We start from the raw sequence: 15,531 nt of genomic DNA, 5'->3' as shown, positions 1-15,531 counted from the left end.
GACCGCGTCCGCACCCTCGCGCCCGTGCGCCCTCCGCCGCACACTTGGCCTGGACACGCTGTGGCCGCCGGAGGGGGACGACATGCGGGACCGCCATCGGGCGGAAGCCGAGAGGCTGTTGGCCCGGGCCGTGGAGGAGGAGGTGCGGCGCACGGGCGGCCGTACCGACCGGCAGGTGCTGACGACACGGGCGCACGGCGCGCTCGAAACGATTCTCCAGACCGCCGCCGAGGAGTACGAGGCGTACGCGCGGGCCGACACGGAGACCCGCTCCGGGCGGCTCGCCCTCGCCCAGCGGTACGCGCGGGAGGGCGGGGGCGGGGTCCCCCTGCTGGTGGCGGGCGTCGCGGCCGTGACGACCGCCGTCGCCGACCTGGCACTGGGCACGGGTGCGGGGACGGCACTGGGGGCCGGCGTGGCCGTCGGTGTCGTCGGCGCGGCGACGACCGTCGTGAAGGCCGCCGGGACCCCGCTGCCGGCGGCCCGCCGCCCCGCGGGCGAGGCCGGCCGGGCCGGTGACCCGGAGCAGCTGCGGCAGCGGTGGCTGGCGGCGCTGGAGGAGCGCGGCATCCGTCCGTTCCTGGACCGGCAACGGGTGCTGGGCACGACGACGGGCCCGAGGAGACCGGGCTCCCGCGGTCCCGCCTCCGGGAAGCCGGGGCCGGGGCCGGGGCCGCGGCTGCGCGGCGCGGACAAGAGCGCGGCGGCGCGCGGGCGGACGGTGCTGGAGCAGTCGTACGCCCAACTGCCCGAGCCGGTCTCGCCGTTCGCGGGACGCCGGGCGGAACTGGAGCGGATCCGGCAGTGGGTGCGGGAGGACCGGGCCGCCACCGGGACCCGGCCGACGGTGGTCGTCCTGCACGGCCCGCCCGGCAGCGGCCGCAGCACCCTCGCGCTACGGGCCGCGCACGAGCTGCGGGACGGGTTCCGGGGCGCGTGCGTGGTGGACCTGCGCGGTGACGGCGCGGCGCAGGCACCGCTGTCCACCCGGGACGCGCTGCTGCACCTGCTGAACCGGCTCGGCGCACCGCGCGAGCAGTTGCTCTTCCGGGAGCGTTCCTCACCGGAGCAGCAGGTGGAGCGGCTGGGCGAGCTGTACCACCAGCGTCTGACGGGCCTGCCGGTGACGGTCGTCCTGGAGAACGCCGCCGACCCGGACCAGGTCCGCGCGCTCGTCCCGGAGCGCTCCGACAGCCTCGTCCTGGTCACCGCGCGGGCCCCGCTGGCCCTGCCGCCCGGCCTGTCCGCCCGGGTGCATGAGCTGCCCGTCGCGCCCTTGGACGCGGCCGGCGCGGACGAACTGCTCGCCGCGGCCGCGCAGGACGCCTCGGATCCGTACGACGCCGAGTCCGCCGACCGCATCCGCGAGCTGTGCGGCGGGCTGCCGCTGGCGCTGCGGATCGCGGGCTCCTCGCTCGGCCCGCGCTCCCCGCGCCGGCTGGCGGCGGACCTGGCGGCGTACGGCCCGGTGGACCCGGTCGAGCGCGCGCTGCGGCTGCGCTACACCGACCAGCCGGAGGAGGCCCGGCGGCTGCTGCGGCGGCTGGCGCCGGCGGGCCGGGCCTCGTTCGGCGCGGCCGCCGCGGCGGCCCTCCTGGGCACCGACCGCACGGAGGCGGCCCGGCACCTCACGGCGCTCGCGCGGGCGGGCCTGGTCGCCCCGGTGCGCGGCGACCGCTACCGCCTGCACGACCTGGTCCGCGCCTTCGCCGAGGCCCGCCTGGCCGACGAGGAGGAGCCGGCCGACCGCGCCAAGGCCCAGGAACGCCTGATCGTCAGCTACGCCGAACTCGCGGACGCCGTGCTGCGCCTGGTCGACGGCAACATCTCGACCCGCTCGGACCGCTTCACCCCGCACGGCTTCGCCTCCCTGGAGGAGGCGCTGCGCTGGCTGGACGACGAGTCGGGCTCCATCACGGCGACCCTGCGGCACGCGGAGGGCGTCGACCAGGCGGCCGTGCTGAGCCTGCTGGGCGCGCTGTGCGACCACTGCCTGCTGCGCGGCGACCTCTACCGCCTCGGCGAGATCAGCGAGCTGGCGCAGTCGGCCGGCCAGGACCCGCTGGTGCGCTCCGTGCGGTGGCGCACCGGCATCGCGGCCCGCCAGCTGGGCGAGCTCGACAAGGCCCGCACGACGCTCAGCTCCGTGGTGGACCTCTACCTCCAGGCCCACCACGACGCGGGCGCGGCCCGCGCCCTGTGCTCGCTGGGCATCACCCTGCACCACCAGGGCAACCTCACGGAGGCGGCGGCGCGGCTGCGGGAGGCCCTGGACCTCCAGGCGGCACCGGAACTGGCGACGGACCGGGCGTGGACCCTGCACGCGCTGGCCGCGGTGGAACGGGACCGGGCCCGGCTGGCGGAGGCCCTCGACCTGCTCACCCGTTCCCTGGTGCTGCACCGCGAGGGCGGCTCGGTGCACGGCGAGGCGTGGGCCCACTACCAGCTCGGCCAGCTGAACCTGCGCCGCGGCGACGTCGCCGGCGCGGAGACCGAGCTGCGCCGCGCCCTCGGCCTGTACGGCCGTACCCGCGACGGCCGCGGCGCCGCCTGGGCGCTGACCCAGCTGGCCCGCGCCCGGCTGATCGCCGGCGACCCGTCGCGGGCGGTGGACGGCCTGCGCGCCGCCGCGGCCCGGCACCGCGACAACGAGGACGCGCGGGGCGAGGCCTGGACGGTCTACTACCTGGGGCTCGCGCTGGAGGAGGCGGGCGAGCTGGACCAGGCGGTCCGCGAACTGGAACGCTCCCGGTCCCTGCTCTCCCGTCTGCGCGACGTCTACGGCCTGGCCTGTGCCCGCCATCACTCGGCCCGTGTCACCCGCGACCAGCGGGCGGCCCAGACCGGCTCGCTGCGGAACTCAGGCTTCGCCCGCCAGCTCCTGATGGACGCCCGCGCCGACTTCCAGCGCATCGGTGTCGCCCACGGCGAGGCCTGGTCCTGCCTGGAGCTCGCGATCGTCGACGCGGGCAACGCCCGCACCGGTCAGGCCCTGGCGCTGTGCGACGAGGCGGCGGCGCTCTTCGCCTCCTACGGCGACCGCCGCGGCGAGGACTGGGCCCGCTTCCTGCGCTGCACGCTGCTCCCGTACACGGCCCCCGGCGGCGTCGCGTCCGGCACGGCGGCGGCCCGGGAGGAGCTGGCCCGCCTGTCCGCGGCGGCCCATCCGCTGCGGGACCCCCGGCTCACCGAGGCGGTGGGCGCCTACGGCCCGCTGCTGGACCGCGGTGTCCGCCCGGAGTCCGGCTGGCAGGCGTGGCGTCTGGGAATGGTGCCGGGCAGACACGCGCGGGAGGTCATGGGGGTGGCGGTGCGGGAGGGCGAGGACTGAGGGCTGAGGGCTGAGGGCTGAGGGGCACCCGTACCGCGGCGGCCGCGCGGCCCACGCCGACCGGCACCGGACGCACCGGACCGCACCCGTCGCAGCAGGCCGCGCACCGGACCGCACCCTCGCAGCAGGCCGCACACCGGACCGCACCCTCGCAGCAGGCCGCGCACCGGACCGCACCCTCGCAGCAGGCCGCACACCGCGGCCGGGCCACGCCAGGCGCTGCGGCCGGGCCAGGCACCACGGCCGGACCCTGCATCGCGGCCAGGCCAGGCACCACGGCCGGACCCTGCACCACGGCCCCGGCCGCGCGCACCGCGATCGGGCCGGACCCCGAGACCAAACCGCGCCTCCGGACGCCCGCAGTGGCGGACGCGCTCGTTCCGCCAGGTGATCGCGCCGCACGTCCGCACGTCCCCGGGCGGCAGGGACGGGCCGCCCGGTGCGCGTCGGCCCCGGCGGCCGGGCGGGCCGCCCGGTACGTGCCGGCCCGGCAGCCGGTGCGGACCGCCAGTGCGTGCCGACCCGGCAACCGGGGCAGGCCGCCCGGTACGTGCCCCCCCGGCTGCCGGGATCAGCCCTTCGCCGGGGAGGCCTTCCCCGGGGTGGCCTTGCCGGCGGTGTCCTGGCCGGAGGCGTCCTCCGGGGTCTCCTCGAAGTCGACCTTGCCCATGTGGCGGTTCATGGACTTCATCAGCCCCCACACGGCCAGTGCCATCACCGCGAAGACGATGAAGCCGAGGACACCCGGGGTGACCTTGTCCTCGTCCACCTCCTTCGCGAGGGTGGCGAACTGCGTCACTGCCAGGCTCACGCTTGCGCTCATATCAGGCATTGTCGCGGATGCCCGCGAAGAGGTCGTCCTCGGGGAGGGAGACGTCGACCCGCGACTTCGCGAGCTCGTACTCCTCCGTGGGCCAGACCTCCTTCTGGACGTCCAGCGGCACCCGGAACCACCCGCCGTCGGGGTCGATCTGGGTGGCGTGGGCGATCAGCGCCTTGTCGCGGACCTCGTAGAAGTCGGCGCACGGCACGTGCGTGGTCAGCGTCCGGTCCTTGTGCCCGGACTCGTCCCAGCGCTTGAGCCACTCCCCGTAGGGGGACTCCAGGCCCCGGTCCAGCATCGCCTGGTGCAGCGCCTCGGTGCGCGGACGGTTGAAGCCCTGGTTGTAGTACAGCTTCAGCGGCCGGTACGCCGGCCCGAACTCGGCCTCCGGGTACTTGACGGTGTCGTCCGCGCCGTCGAAGGCGACCATCGAGATCTTGTGGGTCATGATGTGGTCGGGGTGCGGGTAGCCGCCGTTCTCGTCGTAGGTGGTGATCACCTGGGGACGGAAGGAGCGGATCCGCTTCACCAGCTCGCCCGCCGCCTTGTCGACGTCCTCCAGGGCGAAGCAGCCCTCGGGCAGCGGCGGCAGCGGGTCGCCCTCGGGCAGGCCGGAGTCGACGAAGCCGAGCCACTCCTGCTCGACCCCGAGGATCTCGCGGGCCTCGTCCATCTCCCTCTTGCGCACCTCGTGGATGTGCTCCTCGATGTACGTGTCGCCCTGAAGCTTGGGGTTGAGGATGGAGCCGCGTTCCCCGCCCGTGCAGGTCACGACCAGCACGTCCACCCCCTCGGACACGTACTTCGCCATGGTGGCCGCGCCCTTGCTCGACTCGTCGTCGGGGTGCGCGTGGACGGCCATCAGTCGCAGCTGGTCAGTCAAGACTCAATCCTCGGTAGGTCGGCGCCCCCGTGAGCAGGGGTGCGATCGGCGGCTTCTATAGTGACCGAATCGAAGGGCCAATAATTCCGGAGCCGGGCTTCGGAAGCCCTTTCGGGACCTTCGTCCCACCCCCTGTCGAGTCCCTCGGGAGGACGTTCATGAGTACGGCGAGCACGCGCACGCCCGAGGGCCGCTACGGCCGCTCCTCGGACGAGCGCACCGACCGCACGCTCAAGCTCGTCGGCGCCGCCCTGGGCGCGGTCCTCCTCGGTGTGATCGGCTTCTTCGGCTACCACTACGTCGGCCAGAACGAGATCAGCGGCGAGCTGATCGCCTTCTCCATCGCGGACGACGCGGTGAAGGTGCACCTGGAGGTCCGCAAGGACGCGGGGTCGAGCGGCTACTGCACGGTCCGCTCACAGGCGGAGAGCGGCGCCGAGGTGGGCCGCGCGGACTTCCGCTTCTCCGGCCCCGACACGCGGATCGACAAGGTGGTCACGCTCCGTACGACGGCCAAGGCCACGTCGGCGGAGCTGCTCGGCTGTCACGCCGACTGACACCTCGGCCCGCCCCCCGGAATACGTACGCGCTGACCTGCGTTGACGTAATTCTGATGGCTTATGTCCTCCCCCTTGGGCCACTGAATTGTTAGGCTCGTGGTTTCGCCCATCCCTGGAGGAACATGCTTCCGGGTAGGGCGATGCTTTGTATTCCCAGTACCGACGAGGAGCACCCTGTGACCCAGACCAGCGAGAACGTCACCTGGCTGACCCAGGAGGCGTACAACAAGCTCAAGGATGAGCTTGCGTACCTTACTGGTCCTGCGCGCACCGAGATCGCTGCCAAGATCGCGGCTGCGCGTGAGGAGGGCGACCTGCGCGAGAACGGCGGGTACCACGCGGCCAAGGAGGAGCAGGGCAAGCAGGAGCTCCGTGTGCGCCAGCTGACCCAGCTCCTGGAGAACGCGAAGGTCGGCGAGGCGCCCGCGTCCGCCGACGGCGCGGTCGCGCCCGGCATGGTCGTGACGATCGCCTTCGACGGTGACGAGGACGACACCCTGACCTTCCTGCTGGCCTCGCGCGAGTACGCGAGCTCCGACATCGAGACCTACTCGCCGCAGTCGCCGCTGGGCGCCGGCGTGATCGGTCACAAGGTCGGCGAGGACGCGGAGTACGAGCTGCCGAACGGCAAGAAGGCCTCCGTGCGCATCCTCAAGGCCGATCCCTACAACGGCTGACGGACCGCCTCCCGGTCCCCCGACGAGGCCCCCGGCGCCCCGCGGCGCCGGGGGCCTCGCCATGCCGTGCGGGACCTCGCCATGCCGTGCAGGGACCTCGTCGTGCCGTGCGGGGACCTCGCCACGCCGTGCAGGGGCCTCGTCGTGCCGTGCGGGTGCGGGTGCCCGCCTCAGCCGATGACCGGGTAACCGGCCTCGCGCAGGGACTGCTCCACCTCGGCGCAGTGCGCCGGCCCCTTGGTCTCCAGGTGCAGCTCCACCTCCGCCTCCGTGAGGCCGAGCCGCGGGTCGGTCCGCACGTGGCTCACGTCGAGGACGTTGGCGTCGACCGCCGACAGCACCCCCAGCAGCGTGGCCAGGGCGCCCGGCCGGTCCGTCAGCCGCAGCCGTACGGCGAGGTAGCGGCCCTGGGCGGCCATGCCGTGCCGCAGGACCCGCTGCATCAGCACCGGGTCGACGTTGCCGCCCGAGAGCACCGCCACGACCGGGCCCTCGAAGCCGCCGGGCTCGCTCAGCAGCGCCGCGACCGGGCTCGCCCCGGCCGGCTCCACGACCAGCTTGGCCCGCTCCAGACACAGCAGCAGCGCGGCGGACAGCTCGTCCTCCGTCACCGTGCGCACCTCGTCCACCAGGTCGCCGATGATGCCGAACGGGACGTCGCCGGGCCGGCCGACCCTGATGCCGTCGGCCATCGTCGCGGGGTTCTCCAGCGCGACCGGGCGCCCCGCCGCCAGCGACGGCGGGTACGCGGCCGCCCCCGCCGCCTGCACGCCGACGATCCGCACGTCCGGCCGCAGCGCCTTCACCGCGACCGCGATGCCCGCCGCCAGACCGCCGCCGCCGATGCCGACGACGATCGTGCGCACCTCCGGGCACTGCTCCAGGATCTCCAGGCCCACCGTGCCCTGCCCCGCGATGACGTCCGGGTGGTCGAAGGGGTGGATGAACACCGCGCCGGTCCCGGCCGCGTACTCCTGCGCCGCGGCCAGCGTCTCGTCGACCACCTGGCCGTGCAGGCGCACCTCCGCGCCGTACTCGCGGGTCGCGCTGATCTTCGGCAGCGGCGCGCCCTTCGGCATGAACACCGTGGAGCCCACCCCCAGCAGCGAGGACGCCAGCGCCACGCCCTGCGCGTGGTTGCCCGCGCTCGCCGCGACCACGCCGGCCGCCCGCTCCTCCGGCAGCAGCCCGGCGATCCGGACGTACGCGCCGCGCAGCTTGAACGAACCCGTCCGCTGGAGGTTCTCGCACTTGAAGTGCACCGGCGCCCCGACGAGCTGGGAGAGGTGCCTGCTGCCCTCCATCGCGGTCATCCGCGCGACGCCCGAGAGCATCTTCTGGGCGCCGCGCACGTCATCGAGGGTGACGGGCGGCAAGGGGTCAGCCGTGCCGTAGCTCATGGCACCAGCATCGCAGTTCACGGGCGGGAACGACCGCCGTGCCCAACCACCGAGACCGGTTTCGGCAGCGCCGGTACGGCCCGCCGTCCGGCCGCGTACCCTGTCCCCCAACCCAGCACCCCTTCATGAAGTGAGCCCCCGGCCATGCCCACAACACCTGAAATGTCGATGGACATGACGACCGTCGGTGACACCGGTCTTCTCGAGACGCTGCAACACGAGGTGGCGCTCTTCGCACGCCGTGCCGAACAGACCCGGCTCGGCGGTGTCGGGCAGGTGCGCAACTCCATGGACCGCGCCGCGTACCTGCTGCTCAACCGCCTCGACAAGGAGGGTCCGATGGGCGTCAAGGCGCTCGCTTCGAGCATGGGCATCGACTCCTCCACCGTCACCCGGCAGGTGGCTCCGCTCGTCGACACCGGCCTGGTCAAGCGCACCTCCCACCCCGAGGACGGGCGGGCCGTGGTGCTCCAGCTGTCCCCGCGCGGGATGTCGCGCCTGGAGGAGGTGCGCTCCTCCCGGCGTCAGCTGATGGCCGAGCTGACGCAGGACTGGGCGCCCGAGGAGCGCGAGGCGTTCTGCACCCTCCTCGCCCGCTTCAACGGCGCGCTCTCCGCCCGGATGACCTCCCAGGGCGTCGCCGGCGCGGAGCCCTCGCAGACTTCCTGACCCCCACGCGCGCGGGGGCGTTCCGGTCCGCGCGGGGGCGGCCGGTCCGCGTGTGCGCGGCTCTTGACGACGGACCGCCCCTGGCCTCATATGAGACCGGGTCCCCGTTCGCCGCGTGCGGCCGGGATCCGTCTCCAGGGGAGTCTCCGGCAGGCGGGGGGCGCGGGGGTGCGAGCACGGCATGCGGCCCGGGACGCCCGCCGGGCCGGGGAGTTCGAGGCGTTCGTCGCCGGCGCGGGCGCCCGGCTGCTGCTCTCCGCCACCCTGCTCACCGCGGAGGCACCGGACGACAACCCGCGCGCGCGACGGCTGTCGACGCTCGCCCTCGCGCACACGTACGCCTGCTGGGACCGGCTGCGGGGCGAGGATCCCTACGACCACGCCCGCCGGCATCTCGCCACCCGTTTCGCCCACACCGGCCGGCACCGCCACGGCGCCGGCCCGGCCCGCGCCCGGGACCGCCCCGCCGGCGCTCTGGCCCGCCTCTCCCCTCAGGAACGCCTCGTCCTCGTCCTGAGACTCCACGAAGGCCTCGCCGAGGAACAGGTGGCGGCCCTGCTCGGTCTCCCGACGGAACGCGTCCACGCCCTCCGCGACCGCGCGACGGCGACCCTGCTGCGTCCGCCGCCGGACCGCCGTCGTGCGGCACGCGCGCGTGCGCACGCGGCCGAGCGGCCGATCGCCGAGGGGAGGCGCGGGTGAACCGGACCGAACAGGAGGCCGCCGTACGGCGGATCATGCACCGGACGGTGCCGCGCGTGCCGCCGGAGCTGCACGCGGACGCCGTACGCCGCGGCAGCCGCCTGCTGCGCCGGCGGGCGCTCGCCCGGCGGCTGCTGTGGCTGCTGCTGTGCGCGGCCGTCGTGCTGTTCGCCGTGTGGGCGCTGACGGCCCGGCCGTGGGAGGAGCCGCCGTCGGAGACGACTCCGCCGCTGACCGACTGGTGAAGCGGACGAGCGGGCTGGGCCAGGGCCGGGCCAGGGCCGGGCTAGGGCCGGCCCAGGGCCTGCTGGAGGTCCTCCAGGAGGTCGTCGACGTTCTCGATGCCGACGGAGAGGCGCACCAGGTCGGCCGGGACCTCCAGGGCCGAGCCCGCCGCCGAGGCGTGCGTCATCCGGCCGGGGTGCTCGATCAGGGACTCGACGCCGCCCAGGGACTCCCCGAGGGTGAACACCTGGGCGCGGTTGCACACCTCGACGGCCGCCTCCTCGCCGCCCTCGACCTGGAACGACACCATGCCGCCGAACGCCCGCATCTGCTTGGCGGCGACCTCGTGACCGGGGTGGTCCGGCAGGCCCGGGTACAGCACCCGCGTCACGCGCGCGTGCCGGGTCAGCATGTCGGCGATCTTCACGGCGTTCTCGCTGTGCCGGTCCATGCGCACCGACAGCGTCTTGGTGCCGCGCAGCACCAGCCAGGAGTCGAAGGGCCCGGCGACCGCGCCCATGGCGTTCTGGTGGTACGCCAGCTCCTCCCCGAGCTCCCGGTCGCCCACGATCAGCGCGCCACCGACGACGTCGGAGTGGCCGCCCATGTACTTGGTCAGCGAGTGCACGACCACGTCAGCGCCGAGCGCCAGCGGCTGCTGGAGGTAGGGGGTGGCGAAGGTGTTGTCGACGACGAGCCGGGCGCCCGCGTCCCGGGCGACCTGCGCGACGGCGGCGATGTCGGTGATCCCGAGCAGCGGGTTGGAGGGGGTCTCCACCCAGACGACCTTGGTCCGCGGCGTGATCGCGGCCCGTACGGCGGCCGGGTCGGCGGTGTCGGCCACCGACCACTCCACGCCCCAGCGGGAGACGACCTTCGCGAACAGCCGGAACGTGCCGCCGTACGCGTCGTTCGGGATGACCACGTGGTCCCCGGGGCTGAGCAGCGTGCGCAGCAGGCAGTCCTCGGCCGCCAGTCCGGACGCGAACGCGAGGCCCCGGACGCCGCCCTCCAGGGCCGCCAGGTTCTCCTCCAGGGCGGTCCTGGTCGGGTTGGCGCTGCGGCTGTACTCGTAGCCGCCCCGCAGGCCGCCGACGCCGTCCTGCTTGTAGGTCGACACCTGGTAGATCGGCGGGACCACGGCGCCGGTCAGGGGGTCGGCGGTGTTCCCCGCGTGGATGGCGAGGGTCTCGAAGTGCTGACTGATGTGCCTGTCGCTCATGGGCACCGAGCGTAGTGCGCCGGAGGCCGGTGCGCGGGACGGCCGGACGCGGGGCGTAGGGGGTTGGCCAATTGTCGGCGGCGTCTGGAACCCTTGAGGCATGGAGATTCTCTGGGTCCTGATGGCGCTGGTCATGTTCGGCTTCGTGCTGCTGCCGATCCTGCGCCGCAGGCGCGGCATGATCGAACAGGTTCCGGCCGGTCACCCGGACGCCGCGGACCCGGCGGACTACGGCTTCGCGCGGACGGAGGAGCTGGACGTCCGCATGCCCGGCCCCGACCAGGATCTGCTGGACGTCCTCGACGTGGTGCAGCGCACCCAGGACTACCGGGCGGCGCAGCAGCTGCTGGCGGGGACGGAGGCCGAGGGCGAGCTGCGCTGGCAGCGGGTGCAGGCCTTCGCGGGCTCGGCCTCGCTGGAGCTCCAGCAGCGGCCCGGCGGGGTCGGCGACCTGCCGGGCGGGCAGTGGCTGCGGGTGTGGCGCACGGAGGTGCCCAAGGACGCGGGCGGCGCGGCGGTGCACGCCGAGTTCCTGGTGCAGCAGGCGTGGCGGACCTCGACGCCCGGCACGGACGACTTCCGGATCATCATGGAGGAGGCGAGGGACGCCTGCGGCCAGGCGGCGCTGCTCGCCCCCGGTGACCCGGTCCCGTACATCGTCGAGCTCTCGGTGGCCCGCGGTCTGGGCTACTCGCAGGCGGAGTTCGAGCAGCTGTGGCTCAGGATCCTGGACCGGGCACCGGCGCACATGGGGGCGCATCTGGCGGCCCTGCACTACTGGTGCGAGAAGTGGCACGGCTCGCGCGAGACGGCGATGTCCTTCGCGGAGGCCGCGGCGGCCCGCGCGCCCCAGGGGTCACTGCTCGCGGCGATGCCCCTGTTCGCGGTGTTCGAGCACCTCCCCGAGGTCAACCTGGTCAGGGGCTTCTACCAGAGCGAGGTGGTGACGAAGGCGGTCCACGGCGCGCTCTTCGCCGTCCACGCCGCCCGCCCCGACGACCCGATGCTGGCGCACGTGCGCCATCTCCTCGTCTTCTTCCTGGTGCGCGCCGAGCGCTGGGCGGAGGCCATGAACCAGCTGGTGCACGTCGACGGCCACGTCGGCGCACTGCCCTGGACCCTGTCCCCTGACCCGGCGGCGGAGTTCGCGGTGTACCGGGCGCTGGCGGTGGCCGGCTACGAGGCGAACGGCGGCAGCCCGGCGTCCCTCCCGCACTGAGGCGTACAGGCGTACAGGCGTACGGCCGACCCGGCCACGGCGAACGTTCCGCCGGGCCGGCTCCCGCCCGAGCCACCTCCCGCCCGGGCCGCCTCCCGCCCGAGCCGGCTCGCGGTCAGCCCGGGCGATCTCACGGCCTCACGGCCTCGCGGTCAGCCCTCCGCGCGGGCGGGCAGCCGCCATCCCGGGCGCGGGAAGTGGCAGGTGTAGCCGTTCGGGTAACGCTGCAAATAGTCCTGGTGCTCGGGCTCGGCCTCCCAGAAGGGGCCGACGGGCTCCACCTCGGTGACGACCTTGCCGGGCCACAGTCCGGAGGCGTCCACGTCCGCGATCGTGTCCTCGGCGATCCGCTTCTGCTCGTCGTCCACGTAGTAGATCGCCGAGCGGTAGCTGAGGCCGATGTCGTTGCCCTGGCGGTTCTTGGTGCTCGGGTCGTGGATCTGGAAGAAGAACTCCAGGATCGCGCGGTAGTCGGTCTGCGCGGGGTCGAAAAGGATCTCGATGGCCTCCGCGTGCGTGCCGTGGTTGCGGTACGTCGCGTTCGGCACGTCACCGCCCGTGTATCCGACCCGGGTCGCCGTCACGCCCGGGAGTCGGCGGATCAGCTCCTCCATCCCCCAGAAGCATCCGCCGGCCAGCACGGCCCTCTGCGTCTGCGCCGCCATCACGGCCCCTCCAATGTCTGTCAGCTCGGTCTTTCGGGCTGCTCGGCTCGCATACCACCGGCATCCCCTGCACACCGTCCTCAACGCCGGAGGGGTCCCGGCGATTCCGCGCCCGTCCGACCACCCGCCGCGCGATCGCCGACCACCGATCGCCGATCGCCGGCCACCGGCCACCAGCCACCAGCCACCGGCGATCACCGGGTCAGCCGACGGTGAAGTCGGCCGCCTCGGTGTCCAGGGTCGTGGTGCCGTCCTGCGCGGTGGCCAGGACGGCGACGTGCCAGGGACCGCGCGGGGACGACGCGGCGTCGGAAGCGGTGACCTCGACGGTGTAGGTGCAGCGCGCGGTGTCCTCCCCGGAGGCCTTGCAGACGGCCGACTCCACGGCGGCCATGTCCTTGGCGGTCGGCTCCTCCTCGGCGAGGGACGAGTTCTCCGGCCACGCCAGCACCTTCACGCTCTTGACGCCGGAGGACGCCGTGACGCCGGTGACGAAGGTCAACGAGCCGGCGCGGTCGCCGTCGGGAGCGGTGTAGCGGACGGTACTGTCCGCCAGCGACGGCGGCTGCTCCCCGGCGTGGGCGAGGGCGAAGGCACCGGCACCGCCGAGGGCGACGACACCGGCGGCCACGGACAGGGCGATACGTCGGGACATGGGATTCTCCGCAACTGTCTCAGCTGGATCGGGCCGGCGCCGTTCGACCGCGCCGCTTCCCCGATGCTCGCCGCGCACGGGCCTGCCGGACATGAGCGCACGTACTCAACTCAGTCTGAGCAGGCCGACCGGTTCGCCCCCTCCTCCCCGTCCGGTCAGGGCAGTTCACCGGGACCGTGTCCCGGGATCATGGCTACTTCTGAGTCACCCGTGCGGTCATGTAGCGTCCGGAGCCGTTTGATCCGTTTCTCTGCCGCCGCCCCTGATGAGGACTCATGCCCGCCTGTGCAGCCGCCCCGACCGCCGCGCCACGAAGACACGCCCCCCACGCCCCCCACGTCCTTCACGTCCCTCACGTCCCCCTGAGCGATGCCGCCGTGAGCGACGCCCCCCTGCGCGATGCCGCCCCGCGGTCCGCCGACGGGAGAAGATCCCTGCCGACGGACGGGGGAGCGCCGGCCCGTTGAGATTCCGGTTCAGCCGTTCGAGCAGCGCGTCCACGGCGCCCCCGTCTTCGGAGCACTCGGCACCCGCTCCCACGGCGCACGCCGTGGAGCCCGAGGTCGTGGAACCCGAGATCGTCGAGCCACCTCTGTCGGCCCACGAGCAGGCCCTCATCCGTGCCTCCGTCTCGGTGGTCGAGCCGTTCGCCGCGGAGATGACGGTCTACTTCTACGCCATCCTCTTCGCCCGCTATCCCGAGGTCCGCCCCCTGTTCCCGCAGGCGATGGACGCCCAGCGCGGCCGCCTGCTGCGCGCGCTGCTGCGCATCGTGGACCTGGTCGACGACCCCGAGAGCCTGGTGCGCTTCTGCGGACACCTCGGACGCGATCACCGCAAGTTCGGCACGCTCGGCGCGCACTACCCGGCCGTGGGCGAGTGCCTCCTCGCCTCCTTGGCCCACTACGCCGGCCCCGCGTGGACCGCGGAGATCGCCGCCGCCTGGACCAAGGCGTACGGCACGGTCGCCGGCGTCATGATCAGTGCCGCGGAGCAGGACGAGGCGGTCCGGCCCGCCGTGTGGCCCGCCACGGTCGTCCACCGTCTCCCGCGGGGACACGGCATCGTCGAGATCACCGTGCGCCCCCACCTGCCGTACGAGTACGCCGCCGGACAGTACGTGGGCGTCGAGACCCCTTGGTGGCCGAAGCTGTGGCGCTCCTACTCGCCCGCCAACGCGCCCCGTGAGGACGGCACTCTCACCTTCCACGTGCGCGCGGTGCCCGGCGGCTCCGTCAGCGGCGCGCTGGTGCACCGGGCCTCGGTGGGCGACGTGATCCGGCTGGGCCCCCCGCAGGGCGACATGGTGCTGGACGCCGCCGCCCACAGCGACCTGCTCCTCGTGGCCGGCGGCACCGGTCTCGCCCCCATCCGCGCGCTCGTCGAAGAGGTCGCCCGGCGCGGCGGCCGCCACCAGGTCGACCTGTTCCTCGGCGCCCGGACCAGCGCCGAGCTGTACGGGGTCGACGACATGCTGCGGATGGCCCAGCGGCACCACTGGCTGACCATCAGAGGCGCGGTGTCCCAGGAGCACATCCCCGGGATCAGGGGGTCGCTGCCGGACGTCCTGGCCGAGTACGGGCCGTGGTACCAGCACGACGCCTACCTCAGCGGCCCGGCCCAGATGGTCGTCGCCGCCACGAAGGCGCTCACGCTGGGCGGCACCTCGCCCGACCGCATCCACCACGACCCGTTCGAGACGCCCGTCCTGTCCCTTCCCTGAGCCAAGCGCTTGCCCGTCCCGCCAGGAGAACGCCCGTGACCTTCCCTCAGCCGCCCTTCGGATCAGCAGGTGAACACCGGTTGCAGCAGCAACTGGGCACCGCCGACCGCGCCGCCCGGTTCTACGACCGACAGGTACGCCCCTGTCTCACGCCCGAGATGCGGGACTTCATCGGCCGCCAGGCCATGGTCTTCCTGGCCACCGCCGACTCCCACGGGGAGTGCGACGCCAGCTTCCGCGCCGGACCGCCGGGATTCGTCCACGTGATCGACGACCACTCGCTCGCGTATCCCGAGTTCCGCGGGAACGGTGTGCTCGCCAGCGCCGGGAACATGACGGAGAACCCCCACCTCGGCATGCTCTTCGTGGACTTCACCCACCACCACGTCGGCCTGCACGTCAACGGCACGGCCCGGCTGCACACCGACGCGGGCCTGCGTTCCCTCCATCCCGGTCTGCCCACCGACGTCGCGCCCGGGCGCAGCCCCGAGCTGTGGGTCCACCTGAGCGTCGAAGAGGCCTACATCCACTGCTCCAAGTACATACCCCACCTGGAACCGGCACCCCGCCCCACCGGCCATGACGCCACGCGGGCCAAGGACGCGGACTACTTCACCGGGCCCCGGCACGGCTCCGGCCGCATCCCGCGCGCACAGAGCAGCGCACACAGCAGCGCACACAGCAGCACGCAGAGCAGCACGCAGAGCCACGCACAGAGCACCGTGCAACGGCCCGGGTGACGCGACAGCGTCGCTCCGGCCGCTCCGCGGACCGTCC

General features: G+C 73.8%; 15 protein-coding genes. 9 read left to right on the top strand and 6 right to left on the bottom strand.

Annotated elements, in window-relative coordinates:
* Positions 1–82 precede the first annotated feature (82 nt).
* Positions 83–3,331, top strand: a complete 3,249-nt coding sequence (locus ACFYWQ_RS07500) for an ATP-binding protein (protein ID WP_389513689.1) — start codon at positions 83–85, stop codon at positions 3,329–3,331.
* A 571-nt stretch (positions 3,332–3,902) separates the two neighbouring features.
* On the opposite strand, the gene ACFYWQ_RS07495 is transcribed toward ACFYWQ_RS07500, so the two are convergent.
* Positions 3,903–4,163, bottom strand: a complete 261-nt coding sequence (locus ACFYWQ_RS07495) for a hypothetical protein (protein ID WP_389513686.1) — start codon at positions 4,161–4,163, stop codon at positions 3,903–3,905.
* Positions 4,156–5,016 (bottom strand): mycothiol conjugate amidase Mca, encoded by an 861-nt coding sequence (gene mca / locus ACFYWQ_RS07490; RefSeq protein WP_389514394.1) that lies wholly within the window; start codon positions 5,014–5,016, stop codon positions 4,156–4,158. The genes ACFYWQ_RS07495 and mca overlap by 8 nt, the downstream gene beginning before the upstream one ends.
* Positions 5,017–5,195: 179 nt before the next feature.
* Between mca and ACFYWQ_RS07485 the strand changes: the two genes are divergently transcribed.
* Together ACFYWQ_RS07485 and greA are read left to right on the top strand one after the other, a co-directional pair.
* On the top strand, positions 5,196–5,594 hold the full coding sequence (locus ACFYWQ_RS07485; RefSeq protein WP_389513684.1) for a DUF4307 domain-containing protein: 399 nt from the start codon (positions 5,196–5,198) through the stop codon (positions 5,592–5,594).
* Positions 5,595–5,773: 179 nt separating this feature from the next.
* Complete coding sequence (gene greA, locus ACFYWQ_RS07480; RefSeq protein WP_389513683.1) at positions 5,774–6,274, top strand: transcription elongation factor GreA; 501 nt, start codon at positions 5,774–5,776, stop codon at positions 6,272–6,274.
* 170 nt (positions 6,275–6,444) lie between these two features.
* On the opposite strand, the gene ilvA is transcribed toward greA, so the two are convergent.
* A complete protein-coding gene (gene ilvA, locus ACFYWQ_RS07475; RefSeq protein ID WP_389513682.1) occupies positions 6,445–7,674 on the bottom strand; it encodes a threonine ammonia-lyase in 1,230 nt (409 codons plus the stop codon).
* Positions 7,675–7,836: 162 nt separating this feature from the next.
* On the opposite strand from ilvA, the gene ACFYWQ_RS07470 reads away from it, so the two are divergent.
* The 3 genes from ACFYWQ_RS07470 (at position 7,837) to ACFYWQ_RS07460 (ending at position 9,290) form a co-directional block, all read left to right on the top strand.
* Positions 7,837–8,343, top strand: coding sequence for a MarR family winged helix-turn-helix transcriptional regulator (locus ACFYWQ_RS07470; RefSeq protein WP_389514392.1), 507 nt, complete (start codon positions 7,837–7,839; stop codon positions 8,341–8,343).
* Positions 8,344–8,511: 168 nt separating this feature from the next.
* Positions 8,512–9,045, top strand: a complete 534-nt coding sequence (locus tag ACFYWQ_RS07465; RefSeq protein ID WP_389513680.1) for a sigma factor-like helix-turn-helix DNA-binding protein — start codon at positions 8,512–8,514, stop codon at positions 9,043–9,045.
* The gene (locus ACFYWQ_RS07460; RefSeq protein WP_389513679.1) at positions 9,042–9,290 is read left to right on the top strand and encodes a hypothetical protein; all 249 of its coding nucleotides are present in this window, start codon (positions 9,042–9,044) and stop codon (positions 9,288–9,290) included. The genes ACFYWQ_RS07465 and ACFYWQ_RS07460 overlap by 4 nt, the downstream gene beginning before the upstream one ends.
* A gap of 41 nt (positions 9,291–9,331) precedes the next feature.
* Here the strand turns inward: ACFYWQ_RS07460 and ACFYWQ_RS07455 are convergent, their stop codons facing one another.
* Entirely contained in the window at positions 9,332–10,492 is a 1,161-nt protein-coding gene (locus tag ACFYWQ_RS07455; protein ID WP_389513677.1) for a cystathionine gamma-synthase, read from the bottom strand.
* Positions 10,493–10,592: 100 nt separating this feature from the next.
* Between ACFYWQ_RS07455 and ACFYWQ_RS07450 the strand changes: the two genes are divergently transcribed.
* A complete protein-coding gene (locus ACFYWQ_RS07450; RefSeq protein ID WP_389513676.1) occupies positions 10,593–11,711 on the top strand; it encodes a hypothetical protein in 1,119 nt (372 codons plus the stop codon).
* Between the two features lie 152 nt (positions 11,712–11,863).
* Here the strand turns inward: ACFYWQ_RS07450 and msrA are convergent, their stop codons facing one another.
* Positions 11,864–12,376 carry a peptide-methionine (S)-S-oxide reductase MsrA gene (gene msrA, locus ACFYWQ_RS07445; RefSeq protein ID WP_389513674.1) on the bottom strand — a complete coding sequence of 171 codons (513 nt, stop codon included), beginning with the start codon at positions 12,374–12,376 and terminating at the stop codon, positions 11,864–11,866.
* A gap of 202 nt (positions 12,377–12,578) precedes the next feature.
* Positions 12,579–13,031 carry a DUF5707 domain-containing protein gene (locus ACFYWQ_RS07440; RefSeq protein WP_389513673.1) on the bottom strand — a complete coding sequence of 151 codons (453 nt, stop codon included), beginning with the start codon at positions 13,029–13,031 and terminating at the stop codon, positions 12,579–12,581.
* Between the two features lie 565 nt (positions 13,032–13,596).
* On the opposite strand from ACFYWQ_RS07440, the gene ACFYWQ_RS07435 reads away from it, so the two are divergent.
* Both ACFYWQ_RS07435 and ACFYWQ_RS07430 read left to right on the top strand, forming a co-directional pair.
* Positions 13,597–14,754, top strand: a complete 1,158-nt coding sequence (locus ACFYWQ_RS07435) for a globin domain-containing protein (protein ID WP_389513671.1) — start codon at positions 13,597–13,599, stop codon at positions 14,752–14,754.
* 35 nt (positions 14,755–14,789) lie between these two features.
* Complete coding sequence (locus tag ACFYWQ_RS07430) at positions 14,790–15,494, top strand: pyridoxamine 5'-phosphate oxidase family protein (RefSeq protein ID WP_389513669.1); 705 nt, start codon at positions 14,790–14,792, stop codon at positions 15,492–15,494.
* The last annotated feature ends 37 nt before the right edge of the window (positions 15,495–15,531 follow it).

The sequence above is a fragment of the Streptomyces sp. NPDC003247 genome (assembly GCF_042888135.1).
Classification (GTDB): Bacteria; Actinomycetota; Actinomycetes; order Streptomycetales; family Streptomycetaceae; genus Streptomyces.
This window is presented reverse-complemented; position numbering and strand designations above follow the sequence as displayed.